A 25076-nucleotide genomic window follows, 5' to 3' on the forward strand; every position below is an offset into this window, starting at 1 on the left:
AGTCTCCTAACTTACATTTTCGTAAGAAAGATAGGTTGAGGTGTAAGACAGATAGCTACTTCGTATGCGATAATAAGAGTGTCAAGAAGAAAACAAATGAGTTTTAATAAAGGAGATACAATGAAAAAATTAGCAGCAGTACTTGCAATTCTTGCCATCATCGCGGGTGGTGTTTATATGGTTTACCAAAAGAGTTATGGTGGCGATGCCTACTATGTGAAAATTACCCAAGATGGCACGCCTAGACAGACTAAAGATGATAGCGGTCGGACATATACGGACTATGACTATGCCTTACCTGCTGTTAATAAACGTGGTGATAAAAAGACGCCTAAATTTACAGCCGACCATAATCTTAGAAAAGGTGCCTACTTAGAATTAACGGTCAACAAAACCAAAGGTGTGACCAGTTACAAAGAAGTCGAAGAATCAGAAATTAAAGCCAATATCTTAAAGGAGATCAACTAATGTTCTTAGAAGTCAATCATTTAGAAAAATCATTCCAAACCCGTTTTTCAAAGGAAAAAACACAGGCCTTGCGGGATGTCAATTTCATCGCTGAAGAAGGTGAATTCATCGCCATCATGGGGGAAAGCGGGAGTGGGAAAACAACGCTCTTGAATATCCTCGCAACTTTAGAAAAACCAAGCAGTGGTGAGGTTGTCCTAGAAGGCAAAAAAATCAGCACGATTAAGGAACAACAGTTAGCAGAATTTCGCCGTGACCATCTGGGCTTTGTCTTCCAAGATTTTAACTTGTTAGATACACTCAGTGTGCGGGATAATATTTTCTTGCCACTCGTTTTAGGTCGCTACAAACACACCGAAATGGCCAAACGTTTGAACGAACTAGCACCTAAGCTGAACATTTCAGACTTACTAGACAAACAACCTTTTGAGCTGTCTGGCGGTCAAAAACAGCGTGTTGCGGTGGCACGTGCCTTGATTACCAATCCAAAATTGATTTTGGCAGATGAGCCGACAGCGGCGCTTGATTCTAAAAATTCAGATGGCTTACTTGAATTGTTTGAACAGATTAATGCTGAAGGCCAAACCATTCTCATGGTAACCCACTCAAGTCTCGCTGCTAGTCACGCCAGTCGTGTCCTCTTTATCAAGGATGGTCAAATTTTCCATCAACTTTATCGGGCTGGTAAAACGAACAACGAGTTCAATCGTGACATCACGACGGCGATGACGAGTCTGCTAGGAGGTGAATAATGTTCTATCTCAAACTAGCTTTTCAAAACATTCGGAAATCCTTATCTAATTTTTCACCGTTTTTACTGGCAACGACTTCTATGTTTGCGATTACCTTAATTTTGTCAAACATTGCCTTTTCTGAGAGTTTAGATCAGTTAAAAGGGGCTGATGCGATCAGAACCTTGATGAAATTTGGGCTTGCGATTATTGTTTTGTTTTCGATTATCATTGTCAGCTACAGTTACCGTTTCTTGCTCAAACAACGGACGAGAGAATTTGGACTTTATAATATCCTAGGTCTGAATAAACGCAATATCGCAACGATTTCTTTCTGGGAATTGTTGATGACCTTTGTCGTGACCTTGGTCGCTGGGACTGTTCTTGGCTTGATTTTTTCAGAGTTTCTCTTTCTGATATTTGTCCATCTCATCGGTGGCAACTACTTTAATTTAACCGTGTCATTCCAAGCGATTGCCTTAACCATGCTTGTCTTTGCGGCTATCTTTGCCCTGTTGATGTTCTTCGCCATGGTGACCATCAAACGCAATTCAGCCATCAGTCTCCTCAAAGATAATACACGCAGTGAGCGTGAGCCGCGTGGGCGTTTGATAATGTCTATCCTCAGTATCGGGATGCTCGGCGTTGCTTATTACCTAGCACTTAGCGTACAAGGGCCAATCGAAGCTTTGATGAAATTTTTCATCGCCGTTATCCTCGTCATTCTCGGCACTTACCTGCTCTATATCGGCGTCACCATCTTCGTCTTGAAACGCCAAAAAGCCAACAAAAACTACTATTACAAACCTGAACATTTCATCACGACGAGCAGTATGCTCTACCGCATGAAAACCAATGCCGTTGGTCTCGCCAATATCACGATTCTCGTGACCATGACCTTTGTCACACTGGCAACGTCTGTTGCCCTTTACGTCGGTGTGCAAAAAGTCGTGGCAGACCAGTTTCCCAAGAATACGAATGTCAGCATCAGCGGAAAAAGTATTGATGCCAACAAAGAAGCTTTAAACCGTTTTGTTGAAAAAAATGTAGTCGACACCTCAAAAACAGCAGCTTATTCATCATTTCTTGCCATGACAAGTTTTCCGATTAATGCCAACAAACAGGCGGTATTGCCAGCTAAATCGGCGAAACTTGATGATTATGCGACGATAGAAGTGGTCACGCGTGCCGATATGGTCAAACTTGGGAATGACTTGCCTGAACTAGCAGCCAACCAAGTTGTTATCTATCGCCAACGCGGAATTAATCCCGTTAAATCAGTAGACTGGTTTGGCGAAAACTTGCAGGTTGTCAAAGATGTGCCAGCACTTAAAAATTTATCTAAGTTTCCGGGTGTTTTTGATATCTTAGTCCTTGTTGTCAGTGATGACCAAGAGATGTTAAAATTAAATGACCTCTACAATCAAGATGCGCTCAAAAATAATCCCAATGCGACTGATTTGAACACGCTGATTACGACACAACTACTTGTCAACCTGCCTGCTAAGCAAGGGGCAGCCCTCAGCAAAGCTAGTCAAGAGGCACTTAAAGATGACAGTCAGTCAAATAATGTGATTGTTACCACAGAAAAGGAAAACAGAGAAGCTATCCTGTCTTTCACCGGCGGTTTTCTCTTCATCGGCTTTATGCTTGGGATTACCTTCATTCTCGGGGCAGCCCTCATCATCTACTACAAACAAATCTCTGAGGGTGCTGAAGATAAACGCAGCTACCGTATTTTGCAAGAGGTTGGTCTGACGAAGAAAGAAGTCAAAAAATCAATTGATTCGCAAGTCTCTCTGGTCTTCTTCATGCCAATCGTTGTCAGCATCATCCACTTTTTAGCAGCCTTTGTGATGATTTCTAAATTAATCAATCTCTTTGGGATTACGGACATCGGGATGATTGCCGGCGTCAGCGGTATTACCATCTTGCTTATCTCAGTGATTTACTATCTGATTTATCGTAAAACGTCGAAAATTTATTATCGCATCGTTGAAAGATAACTTGCGCAAACACCTTCTTTTTGAGGGTGTTTTTTCGTGATACTTGAAAATCAACCGGCAGAAGAATCAGAGAGATAAGACAAATACAGCTGTAAAGTCACATTAAACTTTAATGTTTAGGCTAGACACAACTACCTAAGTAGGGATTAGGCAATCAAATTTCTAAAGTTCTATAAAGTAATCAAAATCAGTAATATAACTTGCTTTTTTACTTATTTCAAGTTGTTTGTCACAAGCGATATAATATTTTGATAAGATATAGATTTCTAAATAATAAGTATAATCCTACATATTATTTGAAAAAAGTATTAAATATGATAAAATAGTAATAGATAAGGAACGTTTAAAATTATCTATCACAGCTCTGTTTTGATAGGTTACTTTGACAGTTAGGAGGTTGAGAGCAAACAGTTTAGGCGGCTATGGTGCTAAGATGATTTGTCGCGTAACTTTAGGGAGCTAAACATCAGTTTAGCAATTCATTTCATTAATAAGGGGAAGGGCAGTTTGTGGTATCACGAATGCCGTGAAGTTTAGACTTACAGGAGGACTTATGATGAAAAAAGCAATGCTAACAGCAGCTGTAGTAACACCCGTACTTGCTGTCTCACTTTTTGCCGCTTATGGGTTTAGAAACAGTGGCACTTCTGATACATCTAATACATCTGATAAAGATCAAGCAATCAGTGTTTTTCAGGAGCGTGAGGCTAATGATGATTATGCTGCAGTAGAGTGGCCGAATAATCGGGAAACACAGCAAATTCCTAAACCACCCTTTGACGTTGTCGGTGAAAATATGATTGTTGAGGTTGTTGGCGATCAGGCAATCGAAAAAGCAACAAGGGTATGTTTTGCTGATGTCTTAAATCAAGACATTAAAACATACGTCGAAAAAAAGATTAAAAGTGCAGGATTTTCTGGCACAGCGATTGAGGATAATAGTTTATCCTATTATTGGCAAGGAAAAAATGATGAGCAGCTAAGTATTGACATTGACTGGAAAAAAGATGGCAAAACTTTTATCACATTTTACCGAGATTAAGCTAGCAAAGCTTTATCTGTTATATTCTCTAAAGGAGTAACAGTTTCAAGTGCCACAAGTCGCCCTTTTCTGGTAAAATAAGGGTATGAAAAATAAAATTTTTATCGTTGAAGATGATGAAACGATTGTCAAACTCTTGCGTCAGAAACTTCAGGAAGACTTTCAGGTCACGAGTGTCCTGAATTTTCGGGCGGTCGCAGCAGAAATCACTGAATACCAGCCTGATTTGGTCTTGATGGACATTACTCTGCCTTATTTTAATGGCTTTTATTGGACGACAGAAATCCGAAAAATCAGTGATCTGCCCATCGTTTTCATCTCCTCTGCTTCTGATGAGATGAATGCCGTTATGGCGATGAACATGGGCGCAGATGATTTCGTCAGCAAACCTTTTTCTGTCGAGGTATTAATCGCTAAAATTAACGCGCTTTTACGGCGGACAAAAGTACAAGTCAACCATCTGAGTTTCGAGCAATTCACGCTAGATTTAGACGGTAATTTTTCAGATGGCCAAGAAAAAGTCAATTTGACCAAGACAGAAACGATTATCTTAAAAACCTTACTCCAACAGGCAGGCAATATCGTCGATAAACATGATCTCCTCCAAAAACTCTGGGAGGGCGACGACTTTATCGACGCGAACACGCTGAATGTCAACATGAGCCGATTGCGTAAAAAATTGCTACAAGTCAACTTTGATCACATTCATACCGTTCGAGGCGTGGGGTATGTGGTCAAATGACAGCTTATTTACGGCTCATTGCCCGCTTTTTGCAGGAAAAATCAAGTGAAATCGCCATTTTTCTACTGACTGAGGGGCTGATTGCGCTCGTTTTCGTCCTAGAAAGAATGGACTTAACAGTCTTCAAAGTCGCATTTTTACTGCCTGCGCTGATTTTCTTGACCTATCAAGGCTTTGCTTGCCATCGCTTTATCCAGCTCCACCAGTTTTTAACCCGAACCAGCGTGGAAAATTTACCGCACTTTCCGGATACGAGCTTAATCGGCGAGGATTACCAGCAGCTGATTGCTGAGCTTGATCAATGGAGTCAGGATAAGTATCAAGACCTGTTGAGATTTGACAAGGATTTACTTGATTTGACCAAGCTTTGGACGCACCAGATGAAAGTGCCTTTGGCAGCACTTGATTTGATGGCGCAAACGGATCATCTAACAAAATCAGAGGTTCAGAACCAACTGTTAGAACTGGACAACTATCTCAATATTCTCTTGAGCTATCTGCGTTTGCAAAATACGACGACAGATTTTCGCTTTGAAACCTTTGACGTCGCTGACATCACGCGCGACATCATCAAAAAATATGCCAATCAGTTTATTATGAAAAATCTGTCTGTCACTATCACAGGTTCATGGCAGCTTACCAGTGACCGAAAATGGTTGACAGTTGCGATTGAGCAACTGATTAATAATGCCGTCAAGTACACCAAAACGGGTAGTGTCACGATTAGCTTCGCTGATAACATGACGATTCAAGATACAGGCATTGGCATTTTGCCTGAGGATTTGCCGCGGCTCTTTGAGCATGGCTTCACCGGTTATAACGGGCGTCACAATCAAAAGTCCACAGGCCTTGGTCTCTATCTGACCAAAGGTATTTTAGACAAACTGGAGTTGACCGTCACCATTACCAGTCAAGTCGAAAAAGGGACGGAAGTCCGGATCGAGAAGAACTAGCGAAGAAAAATCGGTAGTTCTTTTTATGCGTTCGGTTTCTAATATGAGAAAGATTAAGTTAATTACTGAATAATGATAAAGCGGAATATTCTGTTATATTAATTCAAGATTTTTATGTCAGTTATTTGTCTAAAAACACGCTAAATAATAGAGAAAAATGCGTAAATATGCTAGAATAACAATATAGAGATTGTTTTAAAACAGGATGTAGCAGTCATCTTGTTGCAATTAAATATAATTTGTTATTAATAAGGAATATTAGAAAAGAGAGTATGGATATGAAGAGAGGGACTTTAAAAATAGATGAGATCGACTGCAAAAAGCGATTTGTACTACGTAAAGTCAAAAAAAGATGGGTCGTGACTGGGATTGTTTTTGCGACGCTTGTCCCTGGTCTATCTTTTGCTGAAAGAGAAGTTGTGGCAGATGACAGCATCTTCAGCTCAAATTTTCCGACTTTATTTGGCAAATCACTGACGCTACCTAAAACGGCGCAACAGGTCACGGGTGTCGTGCCATTTACTGTGATCACAACGCCAACGATTGATAATGTGACAGATACAACGCAGGTGGGCGAAAGTCATACGGCAACTTACGATAACAGTAATTATCAAAATAACTTTACGATTAGTAGTACAGGAAGTGATACAGGAACAAATGCTTTAGCTTATAATACAACAATTGGTGGCACAAAGTATACGGTTTTAACACCAACTGCTAATGGTCATAATCCTAAGACTGGGGCGGTTGCCTTTAAGCAACAAATTGATATGACCAAGGATTGGACTTTCAATTTTAATATTGATTTGACTCGGCTAAGTTCAGGTGGGCTATTTAACGGTTATGTCGTTGGCGATTTTATCGGTCTTGTTTTATCACCAACCGCTCCTAATCAACTTGCAACAGCAGGAGGTTCAAAACAATTTGGCGGAGGATTAGGACTTAATGGGCTACCTAATTCATTGAACTGGGGGATTGATTTTTACAACAATAGTTCGTCTCAAGATGGCAACTATGCGAGCTATACACCCGTAGGTTTTGGGGACTCAGCACTTGGTATCAATCCAGGAGCTGGTTATAACATGGGAAACCAAGTGATGGGCTGGCGCAGTACTGGATCAGATGGCCTTTTAGAAACAGCCAGCCAGACAACGGATGAGCAACAAGCGATTACTACCTTAAATGGTCAAACGACATCTTCAGGGAATAGCAATAATCAATGGGGGGCAAGTGGTCCTCAAATTACCGCACCTGTAGCCGTTAGCTATGTCTATGATGGTAATAATTCTGGTACGATAACGATTGAAGTGACCACAAGTTCATCCCAGACTTTTACACGGGTTGTCGATCTGACAAATACCTCGATGTCTCTCGGTGTTATGGCAGGTTACAACCAAGGCTATACCCAAATGGGAACCCACATTACTAACTTTACATTGGAGTTAGGAACTGGGACAACCACAGTTAATTATCTCGACCAAAATAACAAGCCTTTGCGAGCTGCGACATCATTTATCGCCAATACAACGGATACCATTGGAATTACTGGTGGCTCACCGAATGCGACAAGCGATACTTATGATTTTACAGCGCCAAGTTTTCAAGGCTATTCCTTAGTGCCTAATGGGACAACGGCTATCACAGTGGGGTCTGATACGATCGACGACAGTGGGACAACCGTGCCTGGTAATACCCTGAATGTGAACTATCAAGGAGATTATCAGTCTGCACCATTGACTGCTAAATCTGATACGCTAAATGTGCCTGTGCCCCTTACTCTGCCAAGTAGTGATGTGACTTACCACGGGACATCAAATGAACCGATTGCCTTTACCTCGACAGATGCGAGTTTGACCGTGCCGGGTTATACCTATACGGTGACTGGACCAGATGATAAGTCCTATGCGACTTTAGCAGCAGCGGTTGCGGCCAACCCTAATTTTGATGCGACGTCGAATGGCTATAATGTAACAGATGATGCGACCCCACAGCCTTTTGTCGTCCATTATGCAGCTAATCAGGTGACGATTAACTATGGGACGGTAACGACCGCGGGGAATGTTGACACCTCTAAGGCGAGCGATCTTAAAACCAGTGATGAACTGAAGCCAGAGCAACCGACGATTGGTCAGACGTTGACGTCAAGTCTTGTTACAGCAGTCACGACGGGGCCTGATACGGAAACACCCGGACTACAAACCAAAGGGGTGATACCGAATGGCTATCATTTAACGGGAAATGTTTATTGGAGTCAAGACGGTGATGCAACGACAGTAGCAGTTCCGACAAATCCTTTAACAGCTACTGATGTCAACAGTAGCGATGATGCGACTTTGCTCTTTGAAATTGCCAAAGATTACCAAGAAGCAGATGTGACGATTAACTATGAAAATAACGCTCAGACATCAACAACGCTGACACAAACAGGTTTGACGGGCGATAGCTTTAGCTTTGACTTGCTCGGTTTGCCTGCGCAAGGCTATCACTTTATCAGTGCAAAAGATCCAGCTGGCGACGCTCTGTCCTTACCTTTGGCATCTATTTCAGGTAATTTCGATGCGACCAATAACTTGCAAGCGACAAGTGACGCAAATCGGCAAATTTATACCTTGACGGCGACGGCAGATGTGCAGCAGTTAAATGTTAATTATATTTTCCCTGCAGGTCATAATCTCTCAAGTCAACTGACCAGTACGGATAAAATGCGTCTTGGCACGACTGGAACGACTTTTAGCGACCTGACAGTTCCTGTGATTGATGGCTACACGGCTGTTATTACCTATCCAGATGGCTCGACACAAACAAGTAATACCATAACAGGTATCGTTGCGGATAATACTAGCAATGGTAGCAGTCAAATCGATAGTGTGCCACAAACTGCCACGGTTAATTACGTCGCCAACGGACAATCCATCACCGTCAACTACACCAATCCAGACGGAACGACGCCAAGTAGTCAGATTACGGCCTCATCAACAGGAGCGCCTTATGTGACAGATGGCAGTTATGATGCGATACCGATTACCCAGATTCCAGGCTATTCATCTTATGTCTCAATCAACGGCAGTACGCCGCAAGTCATGACGACTGTTCCTGCAGGCTCATTTGGATCAACGCCGATCGTGATTGAGGTCACCTATACAGGCTGGCAAGCACAGGTCAACTATTATTCGCAACAAGTTGATAGTAGCGGTAGCCCCATCGGTGCCTTGACAGCTTTACCAGGCAGTTTTGCTAGCCAAGTGAGTGGCGCAGGATTCGGTTTTGATATTTTGTTTGGCACAACAAGTGATGTCCAAACAAGTAATTTGCAAACGGCCAATGTGGTGCCGGCAGGCTATCATGTATCAGATTTTTATTGGAGTGATAAACCAGACGGGACAACCCAAAATCAAACACCACCTTACCATACGGACTGGACTTGGGATAACATGACCAATACGGCAAGTGGTCTTGTACCAAGTTATCAAGCTGCCATTGTCTACCAATACACCAAAGACAGCCAACAAGCCAATATTAAAGTAGTGGATGCACCAGATGGTCAAGGTGTGAGCAATGGGGATAACACCCTATCTGGCATGAATGGCGCCCCTTATACAGGCGTAACGGGCGGCACACAAGTCGTCAGTGTCCCGCAAATTAACGGTTACCTGGCGACAGTCACAGATAGCGCCGGTAAAGTGGTCAGCCTGACCAATAGCCAGTTTACCATTACCTATGATGCGACCAATAATGGTGCTGCGACAAGTGATAGCACGCCGCAAGATTATACCATCACTTATGCGCCAAGAACCGCCAATGTCTTGGTAAATTACACCTATGCGACGGGGACTAATACCAATGTCTCATCCAGCTCATCGGTTGACACAGCAGCTTACACAGCGCCAACCCTTCCGCAAAGTGTGACCCTGAATACCCAAACGGACGGGACTTATTCGCTCTCTGTGCCAGATGTTTCAGGTTACACTTGGACTGTCACTGACAGCAATGGCAATCGCTACACCAGCAGCACCTTGCCATCTAGTTTTACAAGTAATGGTACCAACATTACCTATACCGTGAGCTACGCCGCGAGCAATGCCACACACGTCATCCATTATGACGAAGCGACCTATGACGCCACAGGCAAGTACAGCTTTACGGCCAACCCAGTCCCGGGTCTCCCTGCCCAAACGGTAACTGGCGCGATTGGTAGCATTCAAACTTTTGGCGTGACGACAAGCAACATCACTGTGCCAAGCGGTTGGAGTCTTGACCCAATGGGGGCATCCCTAGCTAGTTTGACAAATGACAATGATTTGTTAAATGGTGGTGACACCGCGAAACGCTTGACCTTTGTGCCGGGGACAACGGATTATATCGTGTATTTGGCGCGTGATATCCAGAGTGTTCAAGTCAACTTTGTTCAAGATCCGAAAAGCACACCGACCCTCTACCAAGATGGCAGAACAGCTGAGACTTATAGCGTCTCAACGGCTAGTTTTGCCCGACCTGGTTATGATTACACCATCACGGATCCAAGTGGTCAGGTGGTAACAAACATTGAAGGCACTTATGATAATACTAGCAATAAAAATGCAAGTAGCCCGATTTATAACACAGGTGATGGCGATACTGCACCGCAAGTCTATACGGTGACCTACACGCCACAAACACAGGAGGCAATTCTCAAAACAGATAGTTCAGACCCTGCCAATGCGGGCGGTGAAACCTATCAAACGGCAACAGGGCCGACGGCTAGCACGATTCAATTTGACCAATCCGATACTGATTTGGTCAGATTTGGCTACAATTACAATGTGACCGTCAGCTACACCAACTCAAATGGCGACACCGTCTCTGCAAGTTATCCGACATTGGCGCTAGCCTTAGCAGCCAATGCCACTTACAATAACAACACGGTGGTTAGCGGTCAAGCTGACAGCAATCCGCAGATCTTTACGGTCAGCTACACGCCAAGTAGCCAAACCGCGATTTTACAAACGGATGCGACAGATCCGGCGGGTGCGCAAACGGTTGATACTAGGGACGGGTTGACAGCGCAGGCGATTACTTTCCTGAAAAACGATAGCGATCTCGCGCGAGCGGGCTATACTTATCAGGTTAAAGCGCCCAACGGTACAAGCTATGCGACACTCGCTGCTGCCTTGGCTGCAGACGGCACTTATGATGCAACGCCAAACGGGACTAGCACAACAGATAGTGAATCTCAGACTTTTTTGGTCAGCTATACGGCCAACCCGCTAACGGTGCAAATCCAGTACGTCTATGGTGAGCCTAAAGACAAGCCAGTGCCACCAGCTGATTTTGGTAATCAACAGGTGCCAACGCAAGCTATCGGTATGACAAATGGCACGTCTTATACGACAGATGTCAACGCAACACCAAGCAGCACGCCAATCACTGTCCCAACGATTCCAGGCTATACGCCAAACGTGACAACGGTTATGCCGAAATTTACAGTAGATAGCACTGGTAATCCGACTGAACCGCTGATTACGGTGACTTATAGCGCTAGTCCAGATTCGGCGACAATTACTTATGTTGATGAAGCTGGCAAGGCTCTGACACCTTATATCGGCAATAATCCAACCAGTCAGAGTGGCTACACGGATGGCATCATTATGACGACCAGTCCAAGTGTGTCAGGCTATACGCTGAAAGGATTTAAGTATAATGGGGGCAATCTGAATACTAATCTGGATGATTTAAACCAAGCACTTTATACAATCGGAACAGACGAGATTCAATTTGTCTACACGCCAAATGAGCAAGTCGTGAATATCCATTATCTCTATAGCAGTGATGATAAGTCTCCAAAAGATGGTGCTGTCCCATCAGAAGATTTTGGCATGCAAACCGTGACAAATTCGGTAACTGGGCTGACCAATACAACAGGTACGCCGCTTACTGTGCCAACGATTCCGGGTTACACAGCAAGTGTTAATCAAGTGACACCTGATTTCGCCATTAAAGCAGATGGTAGTGCAAATGGTCAGCTGGTCACACCAGATATCAATGTGACTTACACGGCTAACAACCAAAATGCCACGATTGCTTATAAAATTGCCAGTATTGATGCTTCTAGTAATTCAAGTATTCTAACAGATGCAAGTTCAAGCCAAATTAATGGGGCACCTACAACAGCAACAGGTGTGACAGACCAAGCTATCGGTGTGACACCGCCAGCGATTCCGGGTTATAACATTATTTCGCAAAAATCCAATGGTAAACCGGTATCAGACATTAGCACAGCAACCTTTAGCGCAACAAGCAATCCAGATCAATTAGAAGTCATATATGCCCCCAATCCACAAGCTGTGACGGTTCACTATATCTTCCAGTTGCCGACTGGCTATGCGGGAAAATATGGTCAAAAAGTTCTGGCAGATACGGATAATGGGACAGAAGTACCAGGATTGGATGCGGTGCCAGTGGAGGGTTATAGCAATGCGACGAGTCCAAATGTCATGATGGCGCCCCCGCCAACATCAGTTGAGCCAGGCTGGCAAGTGAGTCCAGCGACACAAACGATTGATTGGACACCTGGCACTGATGGTAATCTAAATAAAACAGATTATTATTACTATATCTCACCAGAAACCAGCCAAGTGGCTATTCAGTATGTCGCAACGGATGGTTATGACTTAATGGGACTGATTCATGCCAATAACTTGAATCCAATTCTATCGAGCCAAGCCTTAGGCGGGGCAACTTTTGCCAATAGTGGTGCGATTGGGATTCCGGGTTATACTTATGCCAACTATGTGTATAATAACAATACGAGTACCGATCAACCCAATACGGCAATGCCTTATGTGCCAGATGCAAATAACCTCACGATTAACTACACGCCATCGGCGCAAACCGTTGCTATTAATTATGTCTACGATGCCAATGATGGCTCGCCTATAGATGGCGCTGTCACACCAACCAATACCACAGGTTGGAACCCAAGTACAGCACAATTGTCACAAACCAAGGTGTCAAATGCAGCAGGGGATTCAATTACAGTGCCTACAATCCCAGGCTATACGGCAAATGTCAGCACGGTCACGCCGAACTTTGCCATTAATGCAGATGGTTCATTGGTAACACCGACCATCACAGTAACCTATACAGCTAATCAAAATAACATTGCGACCATGACTTATGTGGATACGGCTGGCAATGATATTTCGCAGTACGCCAGCACGCCTGTTGCTTTAAATGCGAGTGGGACGACGGATCAGTCGATTCCGACAAGTGGTGAAGTTAGCATTCCAGGCTATACGTTCGATCATATCGAATTTACACCAGTTAATGGTAGTCCGCAATCTAATACGACAGTGGATAAATTGATTTTTAGCGGTGGTAGTACAACGTCTGATCAGGTTAAGTTTGTTTATCAAGCTAACAATCAAGAAGTCACCGTTCACTATCTCTATTCAGGTGGTGGTCTTAATGGTCAAGAAATCGTTGGCTTAACACCAGGGAAAATTATTGGGACGAGTAACCAAGCGCTAACAACTACACCGGCACCAGATGCACCAGTTGGTTATGATTTGGTTAAAGCAGGTTTGACTAGTGCAAGTGGTGGCACGTTTACGCAACCTGTTATGTGGACGACGGTCAACGGTCAGCTTGTGACGCCTGATATTTATTTCTATTATCAAGCCAAAACGACCCAAGCGACGGTTAATTATACGACGACCGTAGGCGGTAACGACCTCAACGTCGCTGTACCAACGGGAACGGTAACCAGTACCGTTAATGGCCAAACCGATGCGACCATTCCAGTAAGTGGTGCTGTTTCGATTCCCGGCTATACGTTCGATGGCATGTGGGTCAATAGTGTTCAAAAGGCGACAACCGTCGCAGATGCAAATGCGATCACCTCAGTCTTCACGCCAAATGCAACGGAAAATGGTCAAACAACTATCGAATATCGTTATACGCCAGATACGCAAAAAGCAGTCGTCAAATTTGTCGATGCCTCTGGTAATCCAATCGTTGATAGTAGTGGTCAAGCCATTCCAGATGTACCCCTGACAGGCACAACTGGCGGCGCGATTAATTATAGTGGCTTAACAGATAACTATTCAGGTTATAGCTTGACAACAGATGGCCGCACCGCAACGCCGACCTATGATAGCAATGATGCTGTTGAACAGGTCGTCTATATGATTTATACGCCACTTGCAGAAACAGCACAAGTGGTCTACCAAGATAGTAATGGCAATTCTTTGAAAACATCGACTGATTTAACAGGCACGTCAAATGGTGTGATTGACTATGCGACCATTGATACCAATATTTCAGGTTATACCCTGATTGAGGATGGTAGAACGACAACTCAACGCTACGATACTGACCCAAATAAGGATCAGCAAATTGTCTTGAAATACCAAGCCAATCCGCAACAAGTTATCGTCGACTTTAAAATCAGTCGTGATGGTGGTAAAACCTGGACAAATCTAGCAAACCCAACGACACTTTCAGGTGTCTCGGATGCAACGATTGATTATTCAAAATTGCAACAAGACTATCCAGGCTACAAACTAATCGACGCATCGCAACAAACAGGCACATCAAAATTTGATACAGCAGACGGTGTGAATCAGCATGTCAACTTGTACTATGCCCCACTCAAACAAGTCGCTATTCTTCAGACAGATGCGACTGACCCAGACGCAACAGGTGGGCAAGCCATAACGACCACAACAGATGGCTATTCCTTTGGTTCATTAAGCTTTGCGGCAAATAGTGAACAAAATCTAGCCAGAAAGGGCTTCACTTATAAGATTTATGGACCGGATGGTGTCTGGTATGACAGCCTAGCCAATGCACTAGCAGCTAACGCTACTTATGATGGCACACCGACAAATACAGATACCATTGACACAATAGTGCCACCAGCTACGCAATCACTGAAATTGGGCGGTCGTTCAGGCTTAGTGCGAAGTGTTACGCCAAATAATCCAGGCATTGATCCTGCAAATCCAGGTCTCATCGCCGGAGACAATGTCCCACAAGTCTTTACCGCAAGCTACACCCCAATGCCAGAAAGCATGGTCGTCCAAACGATTAATGACCCAGCGGGGAACAAGGTTTATCCAACCGCCACAGGTGTGACTGGTTTAGATGACAGTGGCACGCCAATCGCATCGACATCACCGCTTTACCAAGCGAGCATGCAACTGTCACTGGTGCCAAAAGTCTCTGATTTTTACAATGTCAATGTCGTCGATACTCAGCTCCAAACAACAGCGTCAGGTCTGCCAAATCTGTCAAGAAATGGTTATACCTACGTCGTCAAAGCGCCAAATGGCACAGAATACCAAACGCTAGAAGCTGCGACAAAAAACGTTCACGTCTTTGACAATGATCCAAGTAGCAATCAAGTCTTTAACGTCATCTACACCGCACAGCTTCAAACTGCTAATTTGATAAGCGACAGTAGTGATCCTAAAGGTGCCCAAACGATTGAAACCGCACATGGTCCAAGTGATGCCAATATCTCACTTAACGCTAACGATTCAAATCTTAAGCGGAGTGGTTATACCTATCAGGTCACTGGACCAGATGGTAAACTGTATGATACTTTGGCGGATGCCTTGAAAAATAATCCGTCTTACGATGCCAATGCTATTCCAACGGACACGGGTCTTGACCCGACGCCGCAGAACTTTACTGTCACTTATAAACCAGTCAAACAAACTGCCAATCTAATCGTTGACGGCAAAACGCTTGACACAGTGACAGGGGATAGTGATTCAAAACTGACATTTAATCAGACGGATAATGACCTGTATAGATCTGGTTATACTTATCAGGTCACAGCATCAAATGGTAAAGTCTATCAGTCATTAGCTGAGGCGCTTAAAGCTGTTTCAACTTTTGATCATAATGACTTGACCGACGGTACAGATGCGACACCACAAAACTTTATCGTTGTCTACACGAAAAACAAGGATACAGAAACGCCACCAACGCCATCAACGCCACCACATGGTCAAGACCAGCAAGCTCCGAATCAAGAAGGGGGCGGACAGGATTTTGGCACTTTTGGTGAAAGAATCACGCAATATGGTCTTCTCGGTGCTATTCTGATAGCGATACCAATCCTGATTTTCTTAGGTTTGAAAAAACGGAAGAAAAAATCTGAAAAATAATCAGGCGAAGAACTCACAAGATTGATGTGAGTTCTTTTTGCGTTAGCAAGAGAAAGTACCCAATTCGTGATGATAAGCATCAATCAAGTCAAAAGACAAAATAAAGGACGTGACAGAGTTTTGTTCAATTCCCTCAAAAATTTTACGGTAACATGGTATAATGGATAGTAATCAACTAAAAAAGACTTTGAGCAAACTCAGGTTTGCGAATGACCCTGCTTGGACGGAGCGCAAGCGGAGGTCAAGTTTCAAGATTTCATGAGTTGAAGTCGCTGAAAGGAAATTAAAGATGTCAAACCATATTAATGTTATCGGTGCTGGTCTCGCAGGCTCAGAAGCCGCTTATCAAATTGCCAAACGCGGGATTCCTGTTAAACTCTACGAAATGCGTGGGGTTAAGCCGACACCACAACACAAAACCAGTAACTTCGCTGAGCTTGTGTGTTCAAACTCTCTACGTGGCGATTCAATTACTAATGCGGTGGGGCTATTGAAAGAAGAGATGCGCCAGCTTGATAGTTTAATCATTAGCTCAGCTGACGAGACGCGCGTGCCTGCTGGTGGCGCCCTAGCAGTTGACCGCGAGGGTTTTGCTGAACTTGTGACCTCAAAGGTGAGCAATCACCCCTTGATTGAGGTTATCCGAGCAGAAGTGACAGAAATCCCAGATGATGCGATCACAGTCATTGCCTCAGGTCCCTTGACATCTGACGATTTAGCGGCGAAAATTCACGCTTTAAATGATGGGGATGGTTTTTATTTTTATGATGCCGCAGCACCGATTGTCGACATCAGTAGCATTGACATGAGTAAGGTCTACCTGAAATCCCGCTATGACAAGGGCGAGGCGGCTTATCTCAATGCGCCGATGACCAAAGAAGAGTTTCAAGCCTTCCAAGAGGCGCTGGTCGATGCAGAAGTCGCTGAAATCAAGTCTTTCGAGAAAGAAAAATATTTCGAAGGCTGTATGCCGATTGAGGTCATGGCGGCGCGTGGTTTTAAGACCATGTTGTTTGGCCCGATGAAACCGGTGGGACTTGAAAATCCGAATGAGACCTATACGGTGACCAAGCGAGATGGGTCAACCTACGAAACAGCTGTGCCTTATGCAGTGGTGCAACTCCGGCAAGATGATGCAGCTGCAAGTCTCTATAATATCGTTGGTTTCCAAACGCATCTCAAATGGGGCGAGCAAAAACGGATTTTTCGTATGATTCCAGGTCTTGAAAATGCTGAGTTTGTCAGATATGGGGTGATGCATCGCAATTCTTACATGGACTCGCCTAATCTTCTGACCCAAACCTTTCAATCTAAGAAGCAAGACAATCTCTTCTTTGCGGGTCAGATGACGGGTGTAGAAGGCTATGTTGAGTCGGCTGCCTCAGGTTTGGTGGCTGGGATTAACGCTGCTAAATTGTTCCAAGGTCAAGCACCTGTTGTTTTTCCTGAAACGACAGCCATTGGTGCATTGCCGTATTATGTGACCCACGCTAACAGTAAAAATTTTCAACCGATGAATGTCAATTTTGGGATTATTAAGGAACTTGAAGGCGAACGCATTCGCGATAAGAAAGAACGCTATACTGCGATCGCTGAACGTGCCTTGAGAGACTTGTCGGATTACCTAGATATTTGATTTTACAGTATTATAATTATGTAAAATAAGTTATTTGATGTTTGACTAGCACCAGATGTGTGATATAGAGAAGATAAGAGGAGCAACCATGAAAACACCCTTTGTGACATCGGCACAACTTGATCAAATCACTGCAGCATATCCAACACCTTTTCATTTATATGATGAAAAAAGTATCCGAGCAAAAGCGCGCGCTGTCAATCAAGCTTTTAGCTGGAATCCCGGGTTTAAGGAATATTTTGCGGTCAAAGCGACACCAACACCTGCCATTCTAAAAATGCTTCAAGAAGAAAATTGCGGGGTTGATTGTGCCTCAGAAATCGAGTTATTAATGTCTCACAAACTAGGTTTTGAAAAGCAAGACATCATGTTTTCCTCTAACGATACGCCAGCCCAAGAATTCCAATACGCTAGGAAACTAGAAGCGACAATCAATTTAGATGCCTATGAACACGTCGAATTTCTGAAAAACGTGACGACGATTCCAGAGATAATTTCTTGCCGCTACAATCCCGGAGGCGTCTTTGCTCTAGGGACAGACATCATGGATCATCCAGAAGCTTCAAAATTTGGCATGACGAAATATCAGCTGATTCAAGCCTTCAAAGACCTGAAAGCACTCGGCGTGAAAAAATTTGGGATTCATTCCTTTTTAGCCTCCAATACCCTGACAAATGATTATTATCCTGTTTTGGCCAAGGAATTGTTTGAACTGGCAGTTGAAGTCGTCCAAGCGACGGATGTTGACCTCGATTTCATCAATTTATCTGGTGGTATCGGTGTCAACTACAAGCCCGACGACATTGAAAACGACATTGCTAAAATCGGTGATGGTGTTCGTCAGGCCTATGAAGCAGTGCTGACGCCTAATGGTCTCGGCAATGTCAAAATTTTCACAGAACTCGGGCGCTTCATGCTCGCCCCTCACGGTCACCTCATCACCAAGGTCATCCACAAAAAACAGACCTATCGTGATTATCTGGGTGTCGACGCCAGCGCCGTCAACCTCATGAGACCCGCCATGTACGATTCCTACCACCATATCAGCGTCGCTGGAAAGGAAACAGCACCAGAAACCCACACTTACGATGTCGTCGGCTCGCTCTGCGAAAATAACGATAAATTTGCCAAACAAAGGCTGTTGCCTGAAGTACATGTCGGTGACACACTAGTTATTCATGATACCGGCGCGCACGGCTTTTCGATGGGCTATCAGTATAACGCCAAGCTCCGTTCCGCAGAAATTTTGCTGCAAGAAGATGGGACAACGCGCCAAATTCGGAGAGCTGAGACAGCAGAAGACTATTTTGCAACTTTATATGGCTTTGATTTCGAGTAAAAATAGACAGATTATGTAAAATTTGATATAATAAACCGAATAACAAAAAAGAAGAGAGATAAAAATGCCAATTTTACTTGCTATTTTATTAATGATTGTTACCGCTTTGGGCGGCTTTGCTTTGGGCTTGTTCTTGAGTCGTCGCCAAGTGAAACAGATGTTGATGGAAAACCCACCATTGAATGAAGATGCTGTTCGGACGATGATGAGTTCGATGGGTCGCAAACCAAGCGAAACACAAGTGCAACAAGTTTTACGCCAAATTCGCGCAGCTGCGAAGCAAGCTGATAAGAAAAAATAAGGTTTAAGGGCTCTCTAAAAACTCAGATTTTGGGTTTCGTTGCAAGAGATAGACTAGCAGGCTTTGTCGTTCTTGCATCTGACCTCAAAACTGACACATATTTTTAGAGTTTCCCGAAAAAGCTGAGATTGTCTCGGCTTTTGTTTTTATGAGGTAAGTAAGATGGATAATCGCCCGATAGGTTTTTTAGACTCAGGTGTCGGCGGTCTGACGGTTGTCAAAGAGTTAATGCGCCAATTACCCGACGAAGAAGTCATCTATATTGGAGATTCAAGACGCGCGCCTTATGGCCCCAGACCAGCGACACAAATTCGACAATTTACTTGGGAGCTGGTTAATTTTCTCTTATCAAAAGATGTGAAGATGATTGTTTTTGCGTGTAATACAGCGACAGCTGTGGCCTGGGAAGAAGTTAAAAATCAGCTTGACATTCCAGTCTTAGGTGTTATTTTACCGGGTGCAAGTGCGGCGATTAAAGCAACGACAACGGGGCACATCGGTGTGATTGGCACAGCTATGACCGTTGCTTCTGATATTTATCGTAAAAAAGTACAACTCCTATCGCCAAATTTGACCGTGACTTCCTTAGCGTGTCCCAAGTTTGTGCCAATTGTCGAGTCCAATGAAACGACGTCAAGCGTGGCTAAGAAAATTGTCTATGAAACGCTGAAACCGCTGGTTGGGCGTGTGGATACGCTCATACTAGGCTGTACACATTATCCCTTGCTGCGACCCATCATCCAAAATGTCATGGGAAATGGGGTCAAACTCATTGATAGTGGGGCTGAGTGTGTGCGAGATATTTCGGTCTTGCTGAATTATTTCGAGATTAATCGGGAGCGAACTATTGCGACCAAAACCCATCAATTTTATACAACAGCCAGTAGTCTAGCCTTTGATGAAATTGCTGAAAATTGGCTACAAATCCCTATCAAATCAAGGACATTAAAATTATGAAAAAACTCTATAAGCACCAGACAACGGATATTTTTGCTTACGTCTTAGAGGAACAAAGGGCGCTCGTCATTGAAAATATTTTTGGTGAGCCGCTAGAAATCCCGGTTTACTCAGTATTTTTCAACTATTTTCCGGCAGGACAGGGCTTGAAAATCGTCGCAGTAGATGAAACACCTGCTGATGTGATGGATTTATTTTTTCAAGTTTTGCGTGAGGTGACGGGGCAGCATTATCAGTATCGTTTAGGTCAGGTATTGACAGTTGAGTTAGCAGGTCAAATCCTCCATTCTGAGACGGTTAATCTTGAGCGTCAAGCTCCAAAAACGCTACTCATTGCCACACGAAACGAAGGTAAAACAAGAGAATTTAAGGCAATGTTCAGCCAACTAGGCTATGCTATTAAAAATCTCAATGATTTTCCTGACTTACCAGAAGTCGCTGAAACAGGTATGACTTTTGAAGAAAATGCGAGATTAAAAGCGGAGACGATTTCAGAATTAACAGGGGAAATGGTCTTGGCGGATGATAGCGGCTTGATGGTTGATGTCTTAGGTGGCTTGCCGGGTGTTTGGTCTGCCAGATTTGCTGGCGAACAGGCGACAGATGCTGCCAATAATGCTAAACTCTTGCATGAACTGGCAAGTACGGCGATTTCGCCTGAAAAACGCAAAGCTAAATTTCACACGACCTTGGTCGTCGCAGCACCTGAAAAAGCATCTCTTGTTGTTGAAGGCGAGTGGCCGGGAACGATTGCGACGATTTCAAGAGGAGATGACGGCTTTGGGTATGACCCCTTATTTGTCGATGAAGAAACAGGTAGAACGGCTGCACAGATGACATTAGCGCAGAAAAATCAAGTGTCACACCGAGCTCGTGCCTTACAAAATTTGATGAAGCAATGGCCTGAATGGCTAAAGCAATGAGGTTTTTATGATAATTGTGATGAGTGATTCCCATGGTGAATCTAAGATTGTTCAAGAAATAAAAGCTAGGTATCAAAATACAGCGAGTGCCATTATCCATTGTGGCGACTCAGAATTAGATGCGACAGATGCCATCTGGGATGGCATCACAGTTGTCAAAGGCAATTGTGATTTTGATGATGGTTTCCCTGAAACAACTGTCTTACAGGCAGACCATGAAAGGATTTTCGTAACGCATGGGCATCTGTTTGGCGTTAATTTTGGTCTGTCCCGTTTGACGACTGCTGCACGTGAAAATAATTGTGAGATGGCTTTGTTTGGCCATCTCCACACGCCGATTGCAACGATTGAAGCTGGCGTTTTATGCTTAAATCCAGGTAGTGTCTCACAGCCGCGCGGTGGCTATAATATCAAAATGTATGCTAAAATTGAGCCAACTCGGAAGTGTTATCGCATCAGTTACCTAGATATCGATCATCAGCCTATCCCGAATTTACAGTTTGAATTGCCGAGGTCAAGCAAATGATTGATAAAAATATTGAACGTTTTTTCATGAAGCAAAGTAACACCTTTTTAAAACCAGCAAGCGAAGTTGCCGTTTTATTGAATGAGCATAATATTTCACATGCTAAGATATTGCTGAGCCAGTACAAGTATTCTAAAGTTCCTGTCGTTAATGAAAACCGTGAATTTGTCGGCATTTTAGGCTGGACGGACATTATCAACTTTGAGATGCAACACGATTTTTTCTATGAAAAATCAGATCGAACCCCGATTTCTGAAATCGTCAACACAAAAATTTGTACGGTTCAAAAAGATTATGATTTAGAAGAAATCTTACACTTATTGGTTGGCGAGCCGTTCTTACCTGTTCTAAAAGGCAAAGAATTCTACGGTATCATTCCACGTCAAGAAGTCCTCAAGGCTGTCAATGCCTTTGCCCATACATTTACGAAGGATTACGAGATTATTGAACGAAAAAACGATTAAAATCTTCATCGACAGTCGAAAAAAGGCATCTGAAAATACAAAACTCGCTTATTTTTATGATTTACGGGCTTTTGTGACTTTTTTAGATGGCAAAGAGCTGAGCCAAACCCAGTTAAATCTGTATCAGCTGGAGCTGCAGACCCTTGCGACCTCTTCTCAGCATCGGAAAATCACGAATATCAATACTTTTTTGAAATATCTTTATCAAAATGGTGAGCTGGCTCATTTCTACGAACTGCACGTTGTACCCTATCAACATCAGGACCAACAGAACGCTAAGAAAGAGCGAGCTCAGCTATTGGATGTGAGCCAGTACTATCGGCAAGTGCAAAAGCCAGGGGATTTGATTGCCTTACTGATTTTGGAGTTTGGGCTCAAACCATCAGAAATACAAGGTTTAAAATGGTCAGAGTTCAACTGGGATTTCAAAATTTTAACCGTTGCTACAGGTGGGCTTAAACGTATTTTGCCCATTCGAGATAAATTTGCGAGATTGGCACGCCCGATCAAAAACGCAGATGAGTTATTTTCAAAATCTCGACAATTTCTCCATTATGAACTCAAAAAAACGAGTGCTTTAAGCTCGGCTCAACTTCGAGAGCAATATATTCTACAACGCGTGGCAGAAAGGGTCTCTATCTATGATTTAGCCAAAAATCTAGGATTGAAGTCCATTCACTCCCTTGATAAATACTATAGATAAGAGAGTTTACATAAAATGAATTATGTAAAAAAAGAAATCAATATTAAAATCCATGATTTTGAAGGACCACTAGATTTATTATTGCATTTGGTCAATCAATATAAGGTCGATATTTACGAAGTCCCTTTAGTTGAAGTCATTACACAATATCTAACCTATCTTGACGCCATGAAAGAAAAGGCATTGGACTTAGCATCAGAATATCTGGTCATTGCCAGTCAATTGGTCTTAATCAAGTCGCGTCGCCTTTTACCCACTGTTTCAGAAGCCTTTGAAGAAGAAACAATTGATTTGGAGCAAGAGATTTTGGCACAAATCGATGAGTATCGAAAATATAAGGCACTAAGTTTGGCATTAGCTGGTAAACACGCTGACCGTGGCCATTTTTACTCTAAAAGCAAAACGGAAATTGCGGCAGAGGAAGTTGCATTAGCCAATGATAAAAACGTCCTAGACTTATATTTTGCCTTTTCTGCCGTCATTCAACGCAAACAATCAGAATTTCGGGATCACCATCATACGATTAATTCAGATGAATTTTCAGTGGAAGACAAAATAAAAGCGATTTTAACCCTTTTTAAGCATGAAAAAATAGTTAGTTTTACGCAATTGTTCGAGCCCTCTCATTCTTTAGATGAAGTGGTAACTGTCTTTTTAGCCATGCTAGAGTTGATTAAAAATCATGCGTTGCAATTCCAACAAGATGACACATTTGGCGATATTATCCTAACCAAAACTGAAAGCGAGGCGCTACCACATGAATAAGACAGCAGAACTTGAAGCCTTGCTCTTTGTAACAGGTGAAGAGGGACTTAGTCTCAGAGACTTATCCGGTCTCTTAACGATCACGCCAAGTGCCGTTACCCAACAAATCGAAAAGCTATCTCAAAAATACCAAGCAGAATCTGACTCTGCATTGACAATTATCGAAACGGCTGGGAAGTATCGTTTAGCCACAAAAGTTGAACTTAACGACTTACTTCAGCATTATGCCAAAACACCAATGAATCAATCGCTGTCCAAGGCAGCGTTAGAAGTCTTAGCAATTATTGCCTATAAACAGCCGCTAACTCGGATAGAAGTCGATGCCATTCGAGGTGTCAATTCATCAGGAACAATGGCGACGCTCCAAGCCTTTGATTTGATTGAAGTCATTGGTAAGAAAGAAGTCATTGGTAACCCCAACCTTTACGCAACAACTAACCATTTCTTGGATTATATCGGCATCAACACGCTAGAAGAATTGCCCGAAATAAATGAAGAATTACTAATGAATATTGATGATGTCGATATTTTCAATGAAAAGGAAATCATTACAGATGAGAATTAATAAATATTTGGCACATGCAGGCGTTGCCAGTCGCCGCAAAGCAGAAGACTTGATCAAAGCAGGCGATGTAACGGTCAATGGCGAGGTCATGACAGACCTAGCTTATCAAGTTAAATCTGGCGATACAGTCGAGGTCAAACAAACACAAATCTACAAAGAAGAACCTGTCTATTATATCTTGAATAAACCGCGTGGTGTGATTTCGTCTGTCTCTGATGAGAAAGATCGCAAGACGGTGATGGACTTTTTCCGTCATATTCCTGAGCGGATTTATCCAGTCGGTCGTCTTGACTGGGATACAAGTGGGCTGATTCTGATGACAAATGATGGTGAATTTGCTAATTTGATGACCCATCCCCGTCATGAAATTGAAAAAGTCTACATTGCAAAAGTAGAAGGACAAGCCAATAAAGAAAATCTGCGACCATTGACCCAAGGGGTTAAAATTGATGGGCGTAAAACAAAGCCTGCGGTCTATCAGATTATCAAACAAGATATTTCGACTAAAAAATCAGTCGTTCAGTTGACCATTCATGAAGGTCGCAATCATCAAGTTAAGAAAATGTTTGAAGCAGTTGGTCTACCAGTCCAAAAACTATCACGTGTGCAGTACGGCACGCTTGATTTAACAGGTTTACAGCCAGGGGAATTCCGGCGCCTGTCTAAAAAAGAAGTGAGTCAGCTGGTCAATGCTGCTCGTGGATGATAGTTTACAGATTTTAAATTATGTAAATGAAACTTTTGAACGACTATATCATAAAAATTTAATCAAAAGGCTTGCTAAACTGCAAGTCTTTTGAT

18 protein-coding genes are annotated in these 25076 nt (G+C 43.1%); all 18 read left to right on the forward strand.

Annotated elements, in window-relative coordinates:
- The first annotated feature begins 120 nt into the window (after window positions 1-120).
- The 18 genes from RsY01_RS05490 (at window position 121) to RsY01_RS05575 (ending at window position 24981) form a co-directional block, all read left to right on the forward strand.
- Complete coding sequence (locus RsY01_RS05490) at window positions 121-468, forward strand: YxeA family protein (protein ID WP_094784548.1); 348 nt, start codon at window positions 121-123, stop codon at window positions 466-468.
- Complete coding sequence (locus RsY01_RS05495) at window positions 468-1220, forward strand: ABC transporter ATP-binding protein (RefSeq protein ID WP_094784549.1); 753 nt, start codon at window positions 468-470, stop codon at window positions 1218-1220. Before RsY01_RS05490 ends, RsY01_RS05495 begins: the two co-directional genes overlap by 1 nt.
- A complete protein-coding gene (locus RsY01_RS05500; RefSeq protein ID WP_094784550.1) occupies window positions 1220-3205 on the forward strand; it encodes an FtsX-like permease family protein in 1986 nt (661 codons plus the stop codon). Before RsY01_RS05495 ends, RsY01_RS05500 begins: the two co-directional genes overlap by 1 nt.
- Before the next feature lie 556 nt (window positions 3206-3761).
- Entirely contained in the window at window positions 3762-4247 is a 486-nt protein-coding gene (locus RsY01_RS05505) for a hypothetical protein (protein ID WP_094784551.1), read from the forward strand.
- Between the two features lie 85 nt (window positions 4248-4332).
- Complete coding sequence (locus tag RsY01_RS05510) at window positions 4333-4989, forward strand: response regulator transcription factor (RefSeq protein WP_094784552.1); 657 nt, start codon at window positions 4333-4335, stop codon at window positions 4987-4989.
- Window positions 4986-5942: a sensor histidine kinase gene (locus tag RsY01_RS05515; RefSeq protein WP_238594952.1), complete on the forward strand. Its 957-nt coding sequence runs from the start codon at window positions 4986-4988 to the stop codon at window positions 5940-5942. Before RsY01_RS05510 ends, RsY01_RS05515 begins: the two co-directional genes overlap by 4 nt.
- Before the next feature lie 272 nt (window positions 5943-6214).
- The gene (locus RsY01_RS05520; RefSeq protein WP_094784553.1) at window positions 6215-16096 is read left to right on the forward strand and encodes a beta strand repeat-containing protein; all 9882 of its coding nucleotides are present in this window, start codon (window positions 6215-6217) and stop codon (window positions 16094-16096) included.
- Window positions 16097-16385: 289 nt separating this feature from the next.
- On the forward strand, window positions 16386-17732 hold the full coding sequence (gene trmFO, locus RsY01_RS05525) for a methylenetetrahydrofolate--tRNA-(uracil(54)-C(5))-methyltransferase (FADH(2)-oxidizing) TrmFO (protein WP_094784554.1): 1347 nt from the start codon (window positions 16386-16388) through the stop codon (window positions 17730-17732).
- A gap of 88 nt (window positions 17733-17820) precedes the next feature.
- A complete protein-coding gene (locus RsY01_RS05530; RefSeq protein ID WP_094784555.1) occupies window positions 17821-19071 on the forward strand; it encodes a diaminopimelate decarboxylase in 1251 nt (416 codons plus the stop codon).
- Window positions 19072-19135: 64 nt separating this feature from the next.
- Complete coding sequence (locus RsY01_RS05535; protein WP_003140136.1) at window positions 19136-19372, forward strand: YneF family protein; 237 nt, start codon at window positions 19136-19138, stop codon at window positions 19370-19372.
- Between the two features lie 162 nt (window positions 19373-19534).
- Window positions 19535-20329, forward strand: a complete 795-nt coding sequence (racE, locus tag RsY01_RS05540) for a glutamate racemase (protein ID WP_094784556.1) — start codon at window positions 19535-19537, stop codon at window positions 20327-20329.
- Window positions 20326-21252 carry a nucleoside-triphosphate diphosphatase gene (locus RsY01_RS05545; RefSeq protein ID WP_094784557.1) on the forward strand — a complete coding sequence of 309 codons (927 nt, stop codon included), beginning with the start codon at window positions 20326-20328 and terminating at the stop codon, window positions 21250-21252. The genes racE and RsY01_RS05545 overlap by 4 nt, the downstream gene beginning before the upstream one ends.
- A gap of 7 nt (window positions 21253-21259) precedes the next feature.
- A complete protein-coding gene (locus tag RsY01_RS05550) occupies window positions 21260-21778 on the forward strand; it encodes a metallophosphoesterase (RefSeq protein WP_094784558.1) in 519 nt (172 codons plus the stop codon).
- Window positions 21775-22242, forward strand: coding sequence for a cyclic-di-AMP-binding protein CbpB (cbpB, locus tag RsY01_RS05555; RefSeq protein WP_094784559.1), 468 nt, complete (start codon window positions 21775-21777; stop codon window positions 22240-22242). Before RsY01_RS05550 ends, cbpB begins: the two co-directional genes overlap by 4 nt.
- Window positions 22223-22945: a site-specific tyrosine recombinase XerD gene (gene xerD / locus RsY01_RS05560; RefSeq protein ID WP_157905784.1), complete on the forward strand. Its 723-nt coding sequence runs from the start codon at window positions 22223-22225 to the stop codon at window positions 22943-22945. Before cbpB ends, xerD begins: the two co-directional genes overlap by 20 nt.
- A gap of 15 nt (window positions 22946-22960) precedes the next feature.
- The gene (locus RsY01_RS05565; protein ID WP_094784561.1) at window positions 22961-23710 is read left to right on the forward strand and encodes a segregation/condensation protein A; all 750 of its coding nucleotides are present in this window, start codon (window positions 22961-22963) and stop codon (window positions 23708-23710) included.
- Entirely contained in the window at window positions 23703-24275 is a 573-nt protein-coding gene (gene scpB / locus RsY01_RS05570) for an SMC-Scp complex subunit ScpB (protein WP_094784562.1), read from the forward strand. The genes RsY01_RS05565 and scpB overlap by 8 nt, the downstream gene beginning before the upstream one ends.
- A complete protein-coding gene (locus tag RsY01_RS05575; protein WP_094784563.1) occupies window positions 24265-24981 on the forward strand; it encodes a pseudouridine synthase in 717 nt (238 codons plus the stop codon). The genes scpB and RsY01_RS05575 overlap by 11 nt, the downstream gene beginning before the upstream one ends.
- The last annotated feature ends 95 nt before the right edge of the window (window positions 24982-25076 follow it).

This window comes from Pseudolactococcus reticulitermitis, from assembly GCF_002260845.1.
Lineage (GTDB): Bacteria > Bacillota > Bacilli > Lactobacillales > Streptococcaceae > Pseudolactococcus > Pseudolactococcus reticulitermitis.